Here is a 15,242-nt window from a genome sequence, read left to right as displayed (position 1 = left end):
TGTGATGAACAACTTAGAAAGTTTTAATCAGGTAGATGATGCTGACATAGCTGTTATCGGTTTGTCTGGACGGTTTCCTAAAGCACAGAATATTGAAGAATTTTGGCAAAATCTACGAGACGGAGTAGAATCAATTTCATTTTTTTCTGCTCAAGAATTAGAGTCTGCGGGGATAGACTCTGCTACGCTAAGTGACCCCAACTATGTAAAAGCAGCAGTTCCACTAGAACATATAGATTTGTTTGATGCGTCATTCTTCGGCTATAACCCTAGGGACGCTGAAATTATGGACCCCCAACACCGCATTTTCTTAGAGTGTGCATGTGTTGCACTTGAAAATGCTGGCTATGATCCCCAAACCTACTCTGGTTCAATAGGGGTTTACGCTGGTTCAACTATAAGTAACTATTTATTCAATATTTATTCAAATCCCAATATCAGAGAATCAGTCAGCGATGTGGAAATTAGTTTGGGAAATCATCCCGATTATCTTCCCATGCGTGTTTCTTTCAAATTAAATTTAACTGGACCAAGTTATGCAATTCAAACTTCCTGCTCCACTTCTTTAGTTGCTGTCCACGTTGCTTGCCAAAGCTTGCTCAATTATGAATGTGATATAGCTTTGGCGGGTGGCATTTCGATATTGGATATGCAACCAAAAAGTGGCTATCTCTATCAAGAAGATGGGGTTTTGTCTCCTGACGGACACTGCCGCGCTTTTGATGCTAAGGCAAAGGGAACTATTTTTGGTAGCGGTGTAGGAATTGTGGTTCTCAAGAGGTTAAAAGATGCTGTTGCTGATGGCGATCGCATTCATGCAATAATTAAAGGTTCTGCCGTCAACAATGACGGTTCTTTGAAAGCTGGATTCACAGCGCCCAGTGTAGAACGTCAAGCGGATGTCATTGCAGAAGCCATAGCTGCTGCTGGGGTAGAAGCTGATACTATCACTTACGTAGAAACACATGGGACAGGAACACCACTGGGCGATCCTATAGAAATTAAAGCTCTGACAAAAGCTTTTCGTACCAGTACACAAAAGCGGGGCTTCTGTGCGATCGCTTCAGTGAAAACCAACATTGGACATCTGGATGCGGCTGCTGGTATTGCGGGCTTAATAAAAACAATTCTGGCTCTCAAACACAAACAAATACCAGCTAGCTTACATTGTGAGCAACCCAATCCCCAGATCGACTTTACTAACAGTCCCTTCTATGTTAGTACCGCACTATCAGAATGGAAAACAAACGGAATTCCTCGCCGAGCTGGAATCACTTCTCTTGGTTTTGGTGGAACCAACGCCCATGTAATTGTTGAAGAAGCTCCTTTTATCGAAGCGTCTAGTCCTGGGCGAACTTATAAGTTGTTAATGCTGTCTGCCAAAACTAGCTCTGCTTTAGAAACAGCCACACTAAATCTGGCAAATCATCTTAAGCAGCATCCCGATTTGAATCTGGCTGATGCGGCTTACACCCTTGCGGTGGGACGTCAGACTTTCAACCATCGCCGGATACTGGTGTGTGAGACAATTGATGATGCAGTTGAGGCATTGCATTCTCTCGATCCTCAACGAGTTTTCACCTACTACCAGCAGCCCTGCAATCACCCTGTCGTATTTATGTTTCCTGGACAGGGAGCGCAGTACGTGAATATGGCTCGGCAATTGTACCACGAACCCAAATTTACTGAGGAAGTTGATCGCTGCTGCCTGATACTAAAACCTCACTTAGGGCTAGATTTACGAGATATTCTCTATCCCAGCGAAGCACAAACCCAAACAGCTACACAGCAATTAAAACAAACTTCTATTACCCAGCCTGCGCTATTTGTCATTGAGTACGCCTTATCCAAATTGTGGATGGCTTGGGGCATCCGCCCAGAAGCGATGATTGGTCACAGCATTGGGGAATATGTGGCAGCAACTCTTGCTGGAGTTTTCTCTCTCAAAGATGCTTTAGCGCTAGTAGCGATCCGAGGGCAACTCATGCAGGAACTTCCAAAAGGTGCTATGCTCTCCGTTCAACTTTCTGAACAACAAGTGCAGCCCCTGCTTGGAAAAGAGCTTTCTCTTGCGGGAATCAATGGTCCCTCGTTATGTGTTGTTTCCGGTTCGACAGAGGCGATCGCTCAATTGCAGCAGCAACTACTGGAGAAAGACGTAGGCTGTCGAAAGCTGCATACGTCCCATGCCTTTCATTCCCAAATGATGGATTCCGTCATCGAACCTTATACACAATATATACAAAAAGTCAAGCTTAATCCCCCGAAAATTCCATTTATCTCCAACGTCACTGGTACTTGGATTACCACAGCACAAGCAACAGACCCGAACTATTGGGCAAAACATCTACGACAAACTGTGCGCTTTAGCTCAGGGATGACTGAATTGCTTAAAGAACCAGAGCGAATCTTGCTAGAGGTTGGTCCTGGACGGACATTGAGTACCTTTGCCAAACAGCATTATAATTCGGAACCAGTGGTGCTGACTTCAATACGCCATCCCCAGGAGCAACAGTCAGATGTAGCATTTTTACTTAATACTTTAGGTAAACTCTGGCTTTTCGGAGTTCAAGTAGACTGGTCTGGTTTTTACGCCAACGAACAGCGTCATCGCATCCCTCTACCGACATATCCATTTGAGCGTCAACGTTACTGGATTTCGCCACAAGCACAGCCACGCGATGTCCGCGCTACGCAAGTGTCACTGAGTAAAAAGTTAGATATCGCCGACTGGTTTTACCTACCTTTTTGGAAGCAATCCGTGCCGTTAGCGCTGCTGGGTAAAGGAGATTTGGCAGAGCAAAAGTCCTGCACGCTTGTGTTTATCGATGAGTGCGGCTTGGGTTCTCAACTGGTGAAAAAACTCGAACAGCAAGGTCAAGAGGCGATCGCAATCCATCGAGGGTCAGAATTCTCCAAACTAAGCGATCGCCTATATACCCTCAATCCAAGACAAAGTAATGATTACGATGCGTTGCTCAATGAACTTCTAGCACAAAACAAAATCCCCAAGACAATTGTTCATTTATGGAGTGTTACACCAGACGACTGTGCAGAATCAGAAATTGAATGCTTTAACAGCGCTCAATATTTGGGATTCTACAGCCTGCTGTTTCTCACCCAGGCACTTGGAAAACAGAATTGGACTGATGAATTTCAAATCACGGTTGTCTCCAACAACATACAGTCAGTGACAGCAGAAGAAATGTTGTGCCCAGAGAAAGCGACTGTACTTGGACCTGTTAAAGTCATTCCTCAAGAATACTCAAACATCAGCTGTCGTAGTATTGATGTTGCTCTTCCACGGCAAGGAAGTTGGCAAGAGGAGAAACTTGTAGATTATTTGCTGGACGAGCTACAAACTAAATCTTCTGAGTTGGTTATTGCCTACCGTGGTTTAAATCGTTGGGTGCAAACGTTTGAGCCAGTGCGATTGTCAGAAGCTAACGGAAAAATATCAAGATTACGCAAAGGGGGAGTCTACTTAATTACTGAAGGTCTGGGAAATATTGGACTGATACTAGCGAAGTATCTAGCTCAGACAGTGCAGGCAAAGCTGGTCTTGATTGGACACAATAGTTTTCCTGAAAAAGATGAGTGGTCAGGGTGGCTGGCAACTCATAATGACCAAGATGAGATGAGCCGCAAAATTAGGGAAGTCCAAGCGTTAGAGGAGTTAGGAGCCGAGGTTTTAGTTTTGAGTGCGGATGTGACCAACTTTGAACAGATGCAAAGTGCGATCGCTTTTGTCACAAATCACTTTGGCGACATACATGGTATTATTTACGCAGCAGAGATTGTCGGCGACAACTCACAAAAATCTATTCAAGAAATTTGTCAAACTGATTGCCAGTGTCAATTTCAATCAAGAGCTAATGGACTATTCGTACTAGAAAAAGTTTTACAAGCGAGAGAGCTTGATTTTTATCTGTTGATATCTTCTTTGTCATCGATTTTGGGAGGATTAGGGTACGCCGCTTATTCAGCAGCAAACGTCTTTGTAGATACTTTTGTCCACAAGCAAAACCAAACAAATCCTGTTCCCTGGATTAGTGTTAATTGCGATCGCTGGCAACTTGGAGAAGAACAAAATACAGCTAATAGAACAACATTAGCTGAATTATTCATCACACCAGAAGAAGGTATAAAAGCTTTTCAACGTATCTTAACAAGTGATAAAATAACTCAAGTTGTTGTTTCCACAGGAGATTTACAAGCTAGATTCGACCAATGGCTGAAGCTAGAATTTTTACGTGATATTGAGCAGACCTCTTCTGCTGGAGACACAAAAGAGGAATTAGCATCAACAAGTCTTGGCAGAATACTTCATCCCCGCCCTAATCTGGGAAATGATTATGTTGCTCCCCGCACTCATGTTGAACAAACCCTTGCTGACATTTGGCGAGAAATTCTTTGTATTGAGCAGGTAGGCATTCACGACGACTTTTTTGAGCTTGGAGGTCACTCACTTTTAGCTGTACACCTCATGGCAAAAATTAAGAAACAGTTGGGGCAAAATATTCAACTATCTGCTCTTTTCCAAAAATCAACTATCAAACATCTAGCGAGTATTTTGCACGAGCAAGCTAATAACCAAACCTTGTCTCCTTTAGTCGCGATTCAACCTCAGGGTTCCAAGCCACCTCTGTTTTTTGTCCATCCAGTAGGTGGGAATATTCTCTGCTACTATGAATTGTCACTTCATTTAAGTTCAGATCAACCACTCTACGGGCTGCAAGCACTAGGTTTGAATGGAGAATGTCAGCCTTACACCCGAATAGAAGATATGGCGACCCAGTATATTAAAGCACTGCGCGAGATTCAGCCGAATGGTCCATATTTTCTCGGAGGTTGGTCTATGGGTGGTGTTGTAGCTTTTGAAATGGCAACTCAGTTACTAAGACATGGCGATCGAGTTGCCATGCTTGCCATGCTAGATAGCCCAGCACCAGTTAAGAGCGAGAAAACCGCAGAGATTGATGAGTACGACGATGTGAAAATATTAGTTGATTTTGCTATGGATATGGCACAGTCTGCTGGGAAAAATCTATTAGGTTCGGTTGACCAACTTCAGGGACTTACGCAAGACGAGCAGTTGAACTATTTTTTAAAGCAAGCAAGGATAGCTAACCTCTTACCTCCGGATTTTGAACTTCAACAGCTTCGTTGTCTTCTGAATGTTTTTAAGAGTAACGTACTAGCTCTACAGAGTTATGTACCACAAGTTTATCCAAACCAAATTGTATACTTTCAAGCTAGCGATGAAGTATCTAATGATTTGCATAATCCCACTTTATTTTGGGGTGGACTTTCATGTGAACCAATAGAGATTATTACTATCCCTAGCAATCATTACACAATCATTACCAAGCCTCATATACAAGTTGTGGTTGAGCAGTTGAATGTTTTTCTAAATCAAACCTAAATAAAACAGAGGTTTTCCAATATAGAAAATATCGTTTTTTATAACTTTTTTGGAACTTGGATAGTTTTTGAATTTGATTTGAACAGTAATTATTATTTAAAAAATGAACAGACAAATTATAAAAAATCAGAGAGATTCATCCGATGAACAGTAAAATCGAAGCATTAGGCACTAGCACAGGAAAGATACTATATAGTAGTGATTGCCAAAATATTCTTGACCTCTCCGTAGCAGAGACTATGGAGCTATTCAAGTCATCTGGAGTTATTCTTTTTCGAGGTTTTGGGGTAACTCCCAAGCAGATGAAAGATTTTTCAGAACGATTTAGTGACAGACATATCATAGACTTTACAAAAGTAAGCATTGATTCTGACAAGTTTGTCAACTTTGTAGATGGCGGGACGGATAGTCTTATTCCTCATTGCGAAAATTCTTGTTTTCCCTTTCGACCTGATGTTATTTGGTTTTGCTGTACTGTCCCAGCCGAACAAGAAGGCGAAACTTTATTTTGGGATGGTGTCCGAGTGTGGGAGGAACTAAGTCAAGAGTCGAAAGAGTTATTTCTTTCCAAGCAACTAAAGTTTTCTTATAATAAGATTCCGGTTGATAGATTGAAGAAGATTTTGGGTTCAAATGCTAACACTATAGATGATATCAAGCGAATATTAGACAGTCTTGACGGTGTAAGTTATCAGTTGAACGATGATAAAACTGTTTCTATTGAATATATTTGTTCAGCTGTGGTAAAAAACAAATATAGTCACCAAAATGCATTTGCAAATCACTTTTGGGTATATCAGAAAAAAACAGAAGAAGCAATTTTTGATGACGGTTCAAGAGCTTCTAATCAAGTCGCTGACGAAATTGAAACAATCTTCGACAAGTTAACGGAGAAGATACCGTGGCAAGCAGGCGATCTAGTGATGATGGATAATTCAAGATTTCTACACGGTCGTGGAGCATTTAACGATAACCGACGGCAAGTTTTTACTACCCTAAGTAACCTTAAGTTTTAATAAGCTGTTTCACATTTAACTTGCACATTAACGCCAGGAAACTGTCATTTATCATTAATTATTCAACAAGGATAAACCTTTTATGTCTTCAGCAACTAGCTATTCTCAAACTAGCAATTCCAAATCTCAGCGGTACAATAACAAATCTAAGTTGATATGGACGCCAGTTGATTCTGTTGAACGTCGCAGTAACCTCTCATATGAAGAGTTTGTTCGAGAGTACGCATCTGTTGGAAAGCCTGTCATCATCACTGATGCCATGAAAAACTGGAAAGCTTTGACGAAGTGGAATATGGATTTCTTCAAGTCAGAGTACGGCTCATACGAGGCTTTTGTATTGGATTATAAGGCTGAAACTAAGATGTGGAGTCGAACTTACATGTCAATGAATATTGCTGATTATATAGATGTCATAACTAGTGGTACTTGTGACAAATTGCTCTACCTATCGGAATTCCATGTTGGCGATCATCCCGAACTTTGGGAAGATTGCAAAGATCCAATATATTTCAACGATTGGTATAGAAAAATCCCATTAGAAATTTTTAAAAAATATATCAACGATACCTATGACATCCAGATAGGTCAGAAAAATACATCGGTAGGTCTTCACTGCGATCACCGTCATGATAATGCATGGGTTGCTGTGATTTCTGGGCAGAAGCAAGTAGTATTGTTGTCACCAGACCAAGAAAAATATTTGTACGAAGGTCAAGTTGACTGCTTTAACCCGGACTTACAAAAGTTTCCACTATACGCCAATGCCAAACCAGTGGAATGCATACTAAACCAAGGAGAAATGCTCTACATACCGCCCGATTGGTGGCATCATCTAAAAAACCTCGAAAACACAATCGGCTTGGCTATCAACACGATGAATGAATGGAGTTATGAATTAGTTCGTCAAGGTTTTTTAGAGCAAAATCCAATAAAAGGTCATCTTTTTCCGCTAATTGTGAAATTTCCGTTTCTAGGCAAAGCTTTATTGGCTGTTGGTTTGCTCTAACACTAAGGGTTTAGCTTATTACATCCAGTGTGCCATTCATCTTGAAAGTAAGCTCAAAATAGAAGTGAACAATCAATATCTATAGACAAAGCAATCAAACTTGATATGACTATACAATCACTTTTTTCTTTCTCCAACATTATTGAGTTGAGTTTTTTCACAATTACATTTATTTTCCTCATACCCTTAGTTATCTATTTGGTTCAGAGGATGCGGTACAAAAAATGTAAGTTGGTATGGACGCCAATTGATTTTGTAGAGCGTCGCAGTAACCTTTCGTATGAGGAGTTTGTCAGGGAGTACGCATCTGTTGGAAAGCCTGTCATCATCACTGATGCGATGAAAAACTGGAAAGCCTCCACAAAGTGGACTGTGGATTTTTTCAGGTCACAGTACGGGTCAGTCAAGAAAAATATTTGTACAATGGTCAAGTTGACTGCTTTAACCCAGACTTACAAAAGTTTCCACTCTACGCCAATGCCAAACCAGTGGAATGCATACTAAACCAGGGAGAAATGCTCTACATACCATCGGATTGGTGGCATCATGTAAAAAACCTTGAAAACACAATCAGTTTGGCTATCAACACACTAAATGAATGGGACTATGAAGTAGTTTGCCAAAAGATTTTAGAGAGGGATCCAATAAAAGGTCATCTTTTTCCGCTAATTGTGAAATTTCCGTTCCTAGGCAGAGCTTTATTGGCTGTTGGTTTGCTATAAAACTAGAACATCGATTCAGTAATAAAACGCGAGACTGAGAAAGCCAGTTTTTACGTCTTTTAAAACCATAATTTACTTATTGCAGCCCAACGAAACCTGGTTTTTTGGTCAAAATTATGAATAAATCATTTTTCATTGCGTTGGTAATAATAGGGTTGCAAAACAATACGTAAAGCAAGGAAAAACTTTTATGTCTTCGTCTTCAGCAACTAGCTATAACAAATTTGATGAACCATTTGCCCGAATATATAACGAGACTTTGGGACCAAGTTACAACAAAATAGCCTTGCCAACCTTAGAAAAATTACTATTACCTTACATTCCTGAGAAAGCAAATATCCTTGACCTTTGTTGTGGCACGGGGGAACTGTCACAATGGCTGCTAAATAAAGGTTATCAGGTGACTGGAATTGATCGCTCCCAGAGAATGTTGCAATATGCTGGTCATAATGCACCTAATTGTAAATTGATTCTTAGCGATGTGCGCTTCTTTGAGTTTTCGCCTACTTTCCATGCAGTTTCTTCAATGGGTTTAGGTTTCAATCATATTCTGAATTTGAAAGAGTTAACAGGTACTTTTCACAATGTATACAACGCACTTCATAGTAACGGTATATTTGTATTCGACTTACGTCTAGAAGATGCATATAGTTCCACTTTGAACAATCGTTTATTAGGCGATGTTAAAGATGACTATGCTTGGGCTATGAAAAACATTTCTCATCCAGAAAGCAAAGAATGTCGAGTTTTTGTAACGACATTTCAATTAGGAGAAAGAGATTGCTGGAAACGCCTAGATACTAGTTTTTCACTCATGAGTTATTCAAAGGATGAAGTTCAGTCATCTTTAGAGAATGTCGGCTTTACAGAAGTTATTGTCTATGATTTACAACTTGATTTAGGATTAATTACAGAAGCTGATATGGTCTGCTTTGTTTGTCGTAAACAAAGTTGAATACTCAGTATAAATTTGCCGTAAATTCATTACTACTGTCCATCTTTACAGACTATGACGTAGACCAGGTACAGCCAAAGAGGTAGGAAAAATATTTCATTTTGTGACTCGCTATTTTTTCCCCTCAAGTCAATAAACATACAATTTTATGAAAACCAAAGAATCTAACTTACAAGAAACTCAGCCGCAGATTAATTCAATACAATCTCCTGAACAGATATCAACAGGAAGCCTGAATTCCCGTCAACAGAAACATTTAGAAACTTTAATTGCACGCTACACCAAGCGCACAAAAACCTCAAAACAACTCACGCAAGCCTATCGTCCGGTTCTGGCTGACCCAAGAGGTTTAGAAGGATTTTACCCTCTTGTAAAAGAGATGGTTTATCCGGTTATTGGTAAGCACGCTTTGGGTTCTAGAGTTTGGGATATCGATGGCAATGAATATATAGATATAGTAATGGGGTTTGGAGTAAATCTCTTTGGTCACAACCCCCCCTTTATTAAGGAAGCTCTCCAACAGCGACTTGAACAAGGCATACACTTCGGACCACAATCAGATCTTGCTGGTGAGGTTGCTGAGTTAGTCAGTGAACTCACGGGGATGGAGCGAGTGACCTTTAGTAATACAGGCACAGAAGCTGTAATGACAGCAATACGCTTGGCACGAGCAGCAACAGGTCGCTATAAGATTGTTCGGTTTTCAGACTCTTATCATGGACATTCTGATGGCACTCTAGTTAAAGCAGAAAAAGCAGACGGCTATCCACATTCAGTACCAGGTTATCCAGGAGTACCACCAAATGTTGCTCTTGATGTTTTAGTTCTAGACTATGTAAATCCTCAGTCGCTTGAAATCATAAAAGCGCATGAGCACGAATTAGCAGCTGTTATCGTTGAACCAGTACAGAGTAGCCGACCAGACTTACAGCCTAAAGAGTTTCTCCAGCAACTGAGGCAATTGACAAGAAAATCAGGGATAGTTTTAATATTTGATGAAATAATTACTGGCTTCCGGGTTCATTTAGGTGGCGCACAGGCTTGGTTTGGTATTAAAGCCGATATAGCTACTTACGGAAAGATTGTCGGTGGCGGTATGCCAATTGGTATCATCGCAGGATCGGCTACCTACATGGATAAAATCGACGGTGGTATGTGGAACTATGGGGATTTATCTTATCCTCAGCCAGAGGCAGAAATGACATTTTTTTCTGGCACCTTCTGTAAGCATCCGTTAGCTATGGCTGCTGCACGAGCTGTACTAAAGCGTCTTAAGAGTGAAGGACCTGCCCTTCAGCAACAGTTGAATCAACGCACATCGCAGTTCGTTAAAACGCTGAATACTTACTTTGAAGCTGATGAAATACCCATCAGACTTGCGAATTTTGGTTCAATATTTAACTCTGTTCGTTTTGGAAATTCAGCCTATAAAGCTAATTCGGATTCTTTAGAGAAGATGCAGATGATAAATTTATTACTATATCATCACCTTCTCGATAAAGGAGTTTACCTGCGATCGTCATTACATGCACTATCCACAACCCATACAGATGAAGACCTTGATTTCATTATTCAGGCTATTAAGGATAGTGTAAGGGAACTGCAAGACGGAGGTTTCTTGCCCAGTCCCTCTGACAAATCGGCTAAAACATAAAAGCTATTGGGAGCAATTGATGATTAGTCTAACAATCCGCTCTTATCAGGGCAAAACTGTTAAACTGCATGCATCCGCTCGTGATGACAAAGCAGATTTTATTGCTCTGCTGGAAAGTAGTGGTTTCAAGTCTGACCGTTACTTGTTGACAATGAGGCGATCGCTTAAAGAACCCATCCCAGAACCGCAGTTCCCAGCAAATTTCACCCTCCGCCAAGTTAAACCTCAACAGGATGCCGAAGCATGGGTAGAAATGCACAACCAGTCTTTTATCGATGCCTGGAATCACCATGACTTAACGGTCGAACATTACAAATACCTGCGGAGTCACCCTACATACAGACCCGATTTGGATCTGGTGGCGATCGCTCCTGATGGTACTTTTGCGGCCTGCTGCAAGTGCATAATTAACTCAGAGAGTAATATTCGCACTGGACACAACGAAGGCTGGATCGACGAACTTGGTACAAGACGTGGTTTTCGCCGCATAGGGCTGGGACGTGCAATGTTGCTTTTTGGAATGCGTCACCTGCAAGCTGCTGGTGCGGATATGGCAAAGCTGTCAGTCTATTTTAATAACCCGAATGGTGCTTTGCAGCTTTACGAATCCGTTGGCTTTTATAAGCTCTACACTTGGATTTCCTACGTTAAGGATGTTTAGCCCATACTTTTTGACTGGATAAAGGAAGTAAAACTATGGCAACAATGGGAAAATACTGCAAAGCTTACTCACTCAAAAAATTACGTGAGTTCAGTCAGTGGACTGAGCATTCAGAAAATACAAGAAAAGAAAAGCAACAAGTCGATGGTAAGGAAGTCGAAGTTAATCGGGTGCTGACTGATGATGACTTTCTTTATCTGCAAGAAAACTATGTAGTCACAGATGGTATTTTTAAGGATGAAAATATCATTTTTGACAATATAACACTTGAATGGCAAAAGTTCTGTAAAAATACACTTTTGTTCGATATTCCAGTTTACGAACCTGTGCAGGTACAAACATCCGCAGGTAAAGACACAGATCATTCATAGGTATTTGGCTTAAAAAAAGCACCCCAGTTTCAGGAAAGACTTTTATGAGCGAGTTAGTGCAAAGATTGTCGGAAGGGGAATATCCCCTTGAAGCAAGTCTGCGACTTTATAAAACAGCAACCGCTTTGAAAGAGTCTTCCTGGAGAATTAGAACAACCCAAAAATGTTCCCTTTAATTGACTAACCATAGCCTTCATCGCTATCAAGATGAATGTGGGCTTCGTCAATACAAATTAGTAACTGACCATTGTGGAAAGCATTGTCGAGTAAGCCCCTAAGTCCATTTAATCCTTAGAATTGGAAAATACCGGACCTCCAGATCCTCCCGAACCTCCTCCCAGTAATGTAAGTCCACCAATAGGGATGTACACATTGTTATTACTTACATCCAAAAACCCACCTACCACAGTCATTAAATCTGCATCATCCAGTTCCTCTTCCTGCTCCCATTTTTTTGCTTCATTGTCAGCTTTAGTTGCCGTTTGCTTTGCCTGATACATTTTTCTGTTTGGCTTTTTTCTTTGATATTTAGAAATTATTATCTTTTTTTGATTGTTTTAGATATCTATCTTGAGAAATAAAAATAATTTTTTCCTCATATATCTTGAGAAAGATATAAATATTAATTATTATAATTTCATTTAATCTTTATAAATCTGCCTTGCCAGCTTCTAATCTTTATCTAATGTTTAAAATCTTCTTTGTTTTGCGTGTGAATTTTAGCATATGTAAGAACATCTGCAAAAGTAGTTGGTAGATAATGTTCAGAAAGTAACTAAATGTAGGCTGACGATGCTTTTGATGAACCTATGCATGTATTATTTCTAGGGTTAATGTATTTTTAGATACTTAACAATGTATTAGTTTAACTTATTAAAGTCTCGCTAGTTTATAGCAGTTGTGATGGATTTGGTTATTCTCTTTAGAAAGAGATTACAAATTAATGTTGACAAATCGTGTAGTTTCAATAAAACTCAGTTGTATAGGAATGTAAATGTTTTATGAGAGAAAAAAAACACCGTTGCGGGGATTCAGACTAGATTTTCCAGAAATATAACCGTGGCATATTATTAATTAGTCCCCCTGGTTGCGCGGACGGGGTCTATTATGAAGTCATCAAGCGACAAACTAAGAGTATTTTAAAATACAAATAATATTGAGTATAATTATTGCTAAGTACTTAAGTGTAGAGCTTTCAGTAAGGATAGTCTTAGTACAATTACGCTCATGGTGCATTTTCTACGATAAACAATATATTACCCACGATTGGGTTATTTAAAGATTAAAGGGTTATATAAAGTTTATGTATATTTTCAGTAAAGAATGGATACTAGAGAACATAATCAGATAAATTATGCTTAAGTGAATATACGGGGTTAGCGTAGCAAAGTTATTAAAAGAGCCTCCAAACGGAGTAGCGCTTGGTACACTGTAAATCAAGTAAAAATTCGATGAACTGAAGTTCAAAGCATCATTTTCAGCATTCATTAAAGTGAGCGATCGCTAATCTGATAACTTCAGACGAAAACATTTCATCAAAATCCACCTGTCTAATAATTAGGAGTATTCAAAAGAAATGTTACGAGAATTTTCTAGTTTGGTAGATGTCTTGAGAGAAAGGTCGCAACAGCAGCAAGACCAAAGAGCTTATACCTTTATAAAAGATGCAGACACAGAATTAAGTAGTCTAACTTATGCAGAATTGGATCGTCAGGCACGGGCGATCGCGGCGAAACTCCAGAGCATAGGAGCTACCGGACAACGAGCTTTACTGCTATATCCATCCGGTCTGGAATTCATTGCCGCCTTTTTCGGATGTCTGTACGCTTCTGTTGTGGCTGTTCCCGCTTATCCACCCAGGCGCAATCAAAAAATGTCCCGAATCGAGGCGATTGTCGCAGATGCCCAACCTCAGGTGTTACTCACCACAGAAGCTCTATTGAGTAACATCGAGAGTCGGTTTGCCGAGAATCCAGAACTAGCCAGATTGGACTGTTTGGCTACTGACAACATTGACGAACATCAGGCGGAGTCATGGCAGAAAACAGCCTTGGAAAGCAGTGCCCTAGCTTTTCTCCAGTATACCTCAGGTTCTACCGGAACACCAAAAGGGGTGATGGTAAGTCACGGCAATTTGCTGCACAATTCAACTCTGATCCATAAGGGTTTTGAGCATACCCCCAACAGCAAAGGAGTTATATGGCTGCCTCCTTACCATGATATGGGATTGATTGGTGGAGTCTTACAGCCTCTCTATGGTGGATTCCCCGTCATACTTATGTCGCCGGAAAACTTCCTACAAAAGCCTTTGCGCTGGCTGACGGCAATATCTCAATATAAAGGCACCACCAGCGGCGGACCTAGTTTTGCTTACGAGCTATGCGTGAACAAGATTACGGAGGAAGAGCGGGCGACTCTCGACCTCAGTAGCTGGCAGGTGGCTTTCAACGGAGCCGAACAGATACGCCCCGAAACTATGGAGCGTTTTGTAGAGGCTTTTGCGCCTTGTGGCTTCCGCCGCGAGGCATTCTACCCGTGTTACGGCATGGCAGAAACGACTCTGATCGTTTCTGGTGGTTATGCAAGCGCCGCGCCAGTCCTGCAAAACGTTCAAAAAGAAGCGCTAGAGCAAAATCGGGTAGTTACAGCTAGCAAGGAGAAATCCGGCAGCCAAACAGTGGTTGGTTGCGGTCAAGCCTTGCAAGACATAAAGGTTGTCATTGCCAATCCAGAAACAATGACCCGCTGTAAGCCCAATGAGATAGGTGAAATTTGGGTATCAGGTCCTTCTGTGGCACAGGGCTATTGGCATAAACTAGAGCAAACAAAGCAAACCTTTCAAGCGCAACTGCTAGACACAGAAGAAGGACCCTTCCTGCGGACGGGCGACTTGGGATTCTTGCAGGATGGCGAGTTGTTTGTCACAGGGCGCATCAAAGATGTTATTATCATCCGAGGGCAAAACCATTATCCCCAAGACATTGAACTGACCGTAGAGAAAAGTCATCCGGCACTGCGGCGTGGTTGCGGGGCAGCGTTTGCGGTAGAGGTAAAGGGTGAAGAACGACTGGTAATTGTTCATGAGGTGGAGCGCTCTTACCTGCGAAAACTCGATGTGAATGAGGTAGTTGGAAATATCCGCCACAGCGTAGCGACGCACCACGGTCTCCAAATTTATGCTGCGGTATTAGTTAGGACTGGCACTATTTGCAAAACTTCCAGTAATAAAATTCAGCGTCATGCTTGTCGATCTGGTTTTGTAAGTGGAAGTTTAGATGTGGTGCAAGATTGGAGTGAGAATCCTCAGAACAAAACGAAATTCCTGCATTTGGATAGTGAAGTTGATTCTTTATTGCAACAACTGCAAGAAACGCAAGCAACAAAAACTATGGCAGTAAATCAAAGTTTGTGAACACTCAAAAGCAATAAGAA

General features: G+C 41.0%; 11 protein-coding genes. 10 read left to right on the top strand and 1 reads right to left on the bottom strand.

The window, feature by feature from the left end; genetic code table 11:
• Positions 1-4 precede the first annotated feature (4 nt).
• From AABK37_RS05880 to AABK37_RS05840, 9 genes are all read left to right on the top strand, one after another.
• On the top strand, positions 5-5,425 hold the full coding sequence (locus AABK37_RS05880; protein WP_432550666.1) for an SDR family NAD(P)-dependent oxidoreductase: 5,421 nt from the start codon (positions 5-7) through the stop codon (positions 5,423-5,425).
• Positions 5,426-5,568: 143 nt separating this feature from the next.
• Positions 5,569-6,441: a TauD/TfdA dioxygenase family protein gene (locus AABK37_RS05875; protein ID WP_432550665.1), complete on the top strand. Its 873-nt coding sequence runs from the start codon at positions 5,569-5,571 to the stop codon at positions 6,439-6,441.
• Positions 6,442-6,523: 82 nt separating this feature from the next.
• Positions 6,524-7,447 (top strand): cupin-like domain-containing protein, encoded by a 924-nt coding sequence (locus AABK37_RS05870; RefSeq protein ID WP_432550664.1) that lies wholly within the window; start codon positions 6,524-6,526, stop codon positions 7,445-7,447.
• A gap of 105 nt (positions 7,448-7,552) precedes the next feature.
• Positions 7,553-7,951, top strand: a complete 399-nt coding sequence (locus AABK37_RS05865) for a cupin-like domain-containing protein (protein ID WP_432550663.1) — start codon at positions 7,553-7,555, stop codon at positions 7,949-7,951.
• Positions 7,864-8,169 carry a cupin-like domain-containing protein gene (locus AABK37_RS05860; protein ID WP_432550662.1) on the top strand — a complete coding sequence of 102 codons (306 nt, stop codon included), beginning with the start codon at positions 7,864-7,866 and terminating at the stop codon, positions 8,167-8,169. Before AABK37_RS05865 ends, AABK37_RS05860 begins: the two co-directional genes overlap by 88 nt.
• A 190-nt stretch (positions 8,170-8,359) precedes the next feature.
• Positions 8,360-9,124 carry a class I SAM-dependent DNA methyltransferase gene (locus tag AABK37_RS05855; protein ID WP_432550661.1) on the top strand — a complete coding sequence of 255 codons (765 nt, stop codon included), beginning with the start codon at positions 8,360-8,362 and terminating at the stop codon, positions 9,122-9,124.
• Between the two features lie 148 nt (positions 9,125-9,272).
• A complete protein-coding gene (locus tag AABK37_RS05850; RefSeq protein WP_432550660.1) occupies positions 9,273-10,778 on the top strand; it encodes an aspartate aminotransferase family protein in 1,506 nt (501 codons plus the stop codon).
• Positions 10,779-10,797: 19 nt separating this feature from the next.
• The gene (locus AABK37_RS05845) at positions 10,798-11,439 is read left to right on the top strand and encodes a GNAT family N-acetyltransferase (RefSeq protein WP_432550659.1); all 642 of its coding nucleotides are present in this window, start codon (positions 10,798-10,800) and stop codon (positions 11,437-11,439) included.
• 35 nt (positions 11,440-11,474) lie between these two features.
• Positions 11,475-11,810: a hypothetical protein gene (locus AABK37_RS05840; RefSeq protein WP_432550658.1), complete on the top strand. Its 336-nt coding sequence runs from the start codon at positions 11,475-11,477 to the stop codon at positions 11,808-11,810.
• Positions 11,811-12,094: 284 nt separating this feature from the next.
• Here AABK37_RS05840 and AABK37_RS05835 read toward each other — a convergent pair whose 3' ends face one another.
• Positions 12,095-12,310, bottom strand: a complete 216-nt coding sequence (locus tag AABK37_RS05835; RefSeq protein ID WP_432550657.1) for a hypothetical protein — start codon at positions 12,308-12,310, stop codon at positions 12,095-12,097.
• 1,076 nt (positions 12,311-13,386) lie between these two features.
• Between AABK37_RS05835 and AABK37_RS05830 the strand changes: the two genes are divergently transcribed.
• Entirely contained in the window at positions 13,387-15,222 is a 1,836-nt protein-coding gene (locus tag AABK37_RS05830) for a fatty acyl-AMP ligase (RefSeq protein ID WP_432550656.1), read from the top strand.
• Positions 15,223-15,242 lie beyond the last annotated feature (20 nt).

The organism is Tolypothrix sp. VBCCA 56010, from assembly GCF_050875635.1.
Classification (GTDB): domain Bacteria; phylum Cyanobacteriota; class Cyanobacteriia; order Cyanobacteriales; family Nostocaceae; genus Hassallia.
Note: the sequence above shows the minus strand (reverse complement) of the source record. Positions and strands in the feature narration are given on the sequence as shown.

Excerpts from the sequence above, each read along its gene's own strand:
- AABK37_RS05835 (WP_432550657.1), bottom strand. The coding sequence starts at position 12,310 with ATGTATCAGGCAAAGCAAACGGCAACTAAAGCTGACAATGAAGCAAAA.
- AABK37_RS05880 (WP_432550666.1), top strand. The coding sequence starts at position 5 with ATGAACAACTTAGAAAGTTTTAATCAGGTAGATGATGCTGACATAGCT.
- AABK37_RS05840 (WP_432550658.1), top strand. The coding sequence starts at position 11,475 with ATGGCAACAATGGGAAAATACTGCAAAGCTTACTCACTCAAAAAATTA.
- AABK37_RS05845 (WP_432550659.1), top strand. The coding sequence starts at position 10,798 with ATGATTAGTCTAACAATCCGCTCTTATCAGGGCAAAACTGTTAAACTG.
- AABK37_RS05875 (WP_432550665.1), top strand. The coding sequence starts at position 5,569 with ATGAACAGTAAAATCGAAGCATTAGGCACTAGCACAGGAAAGATACTA.
- AABK37_RS05865 (WP_432550663.1), top strand. The coding sequence starts at position 7,553 with ATGACTATACAATCACTTTTTTCTTTCTCCAACATTATTGAGTTGAGT.
- AABK37_RS05850 (WP_432550660.1), top strand. The coding sequence starts at position 9,273 with ATGAAAACCAAAGAATCTAACTTACAAGAAACTCAGCCGCAGATTAAT.
- AABK37_RS05870 (WP_432550664.1), top strand. The coding sequence starts at position 6,524 with ATGTCTTCAGCAACTAGCTATTCTCAAACTAGCAATTCCAAATCTCAG.
- AABK37_RS05830 (WP_432550656.1), top strand. The coding sequence starts at position 13,387 with ATGTTACGAGAATTTTCTAGTTTGGTAGATGTCTTGAGAGAAAGGTCG.
- AABK37_RS05855 (WP_432550661.1), top strand. The coding sequence starts at position 8,360 with ATGTCTTCGTCTTCAGCAACTAGCTATAACAAATTTGATGAACCATTT.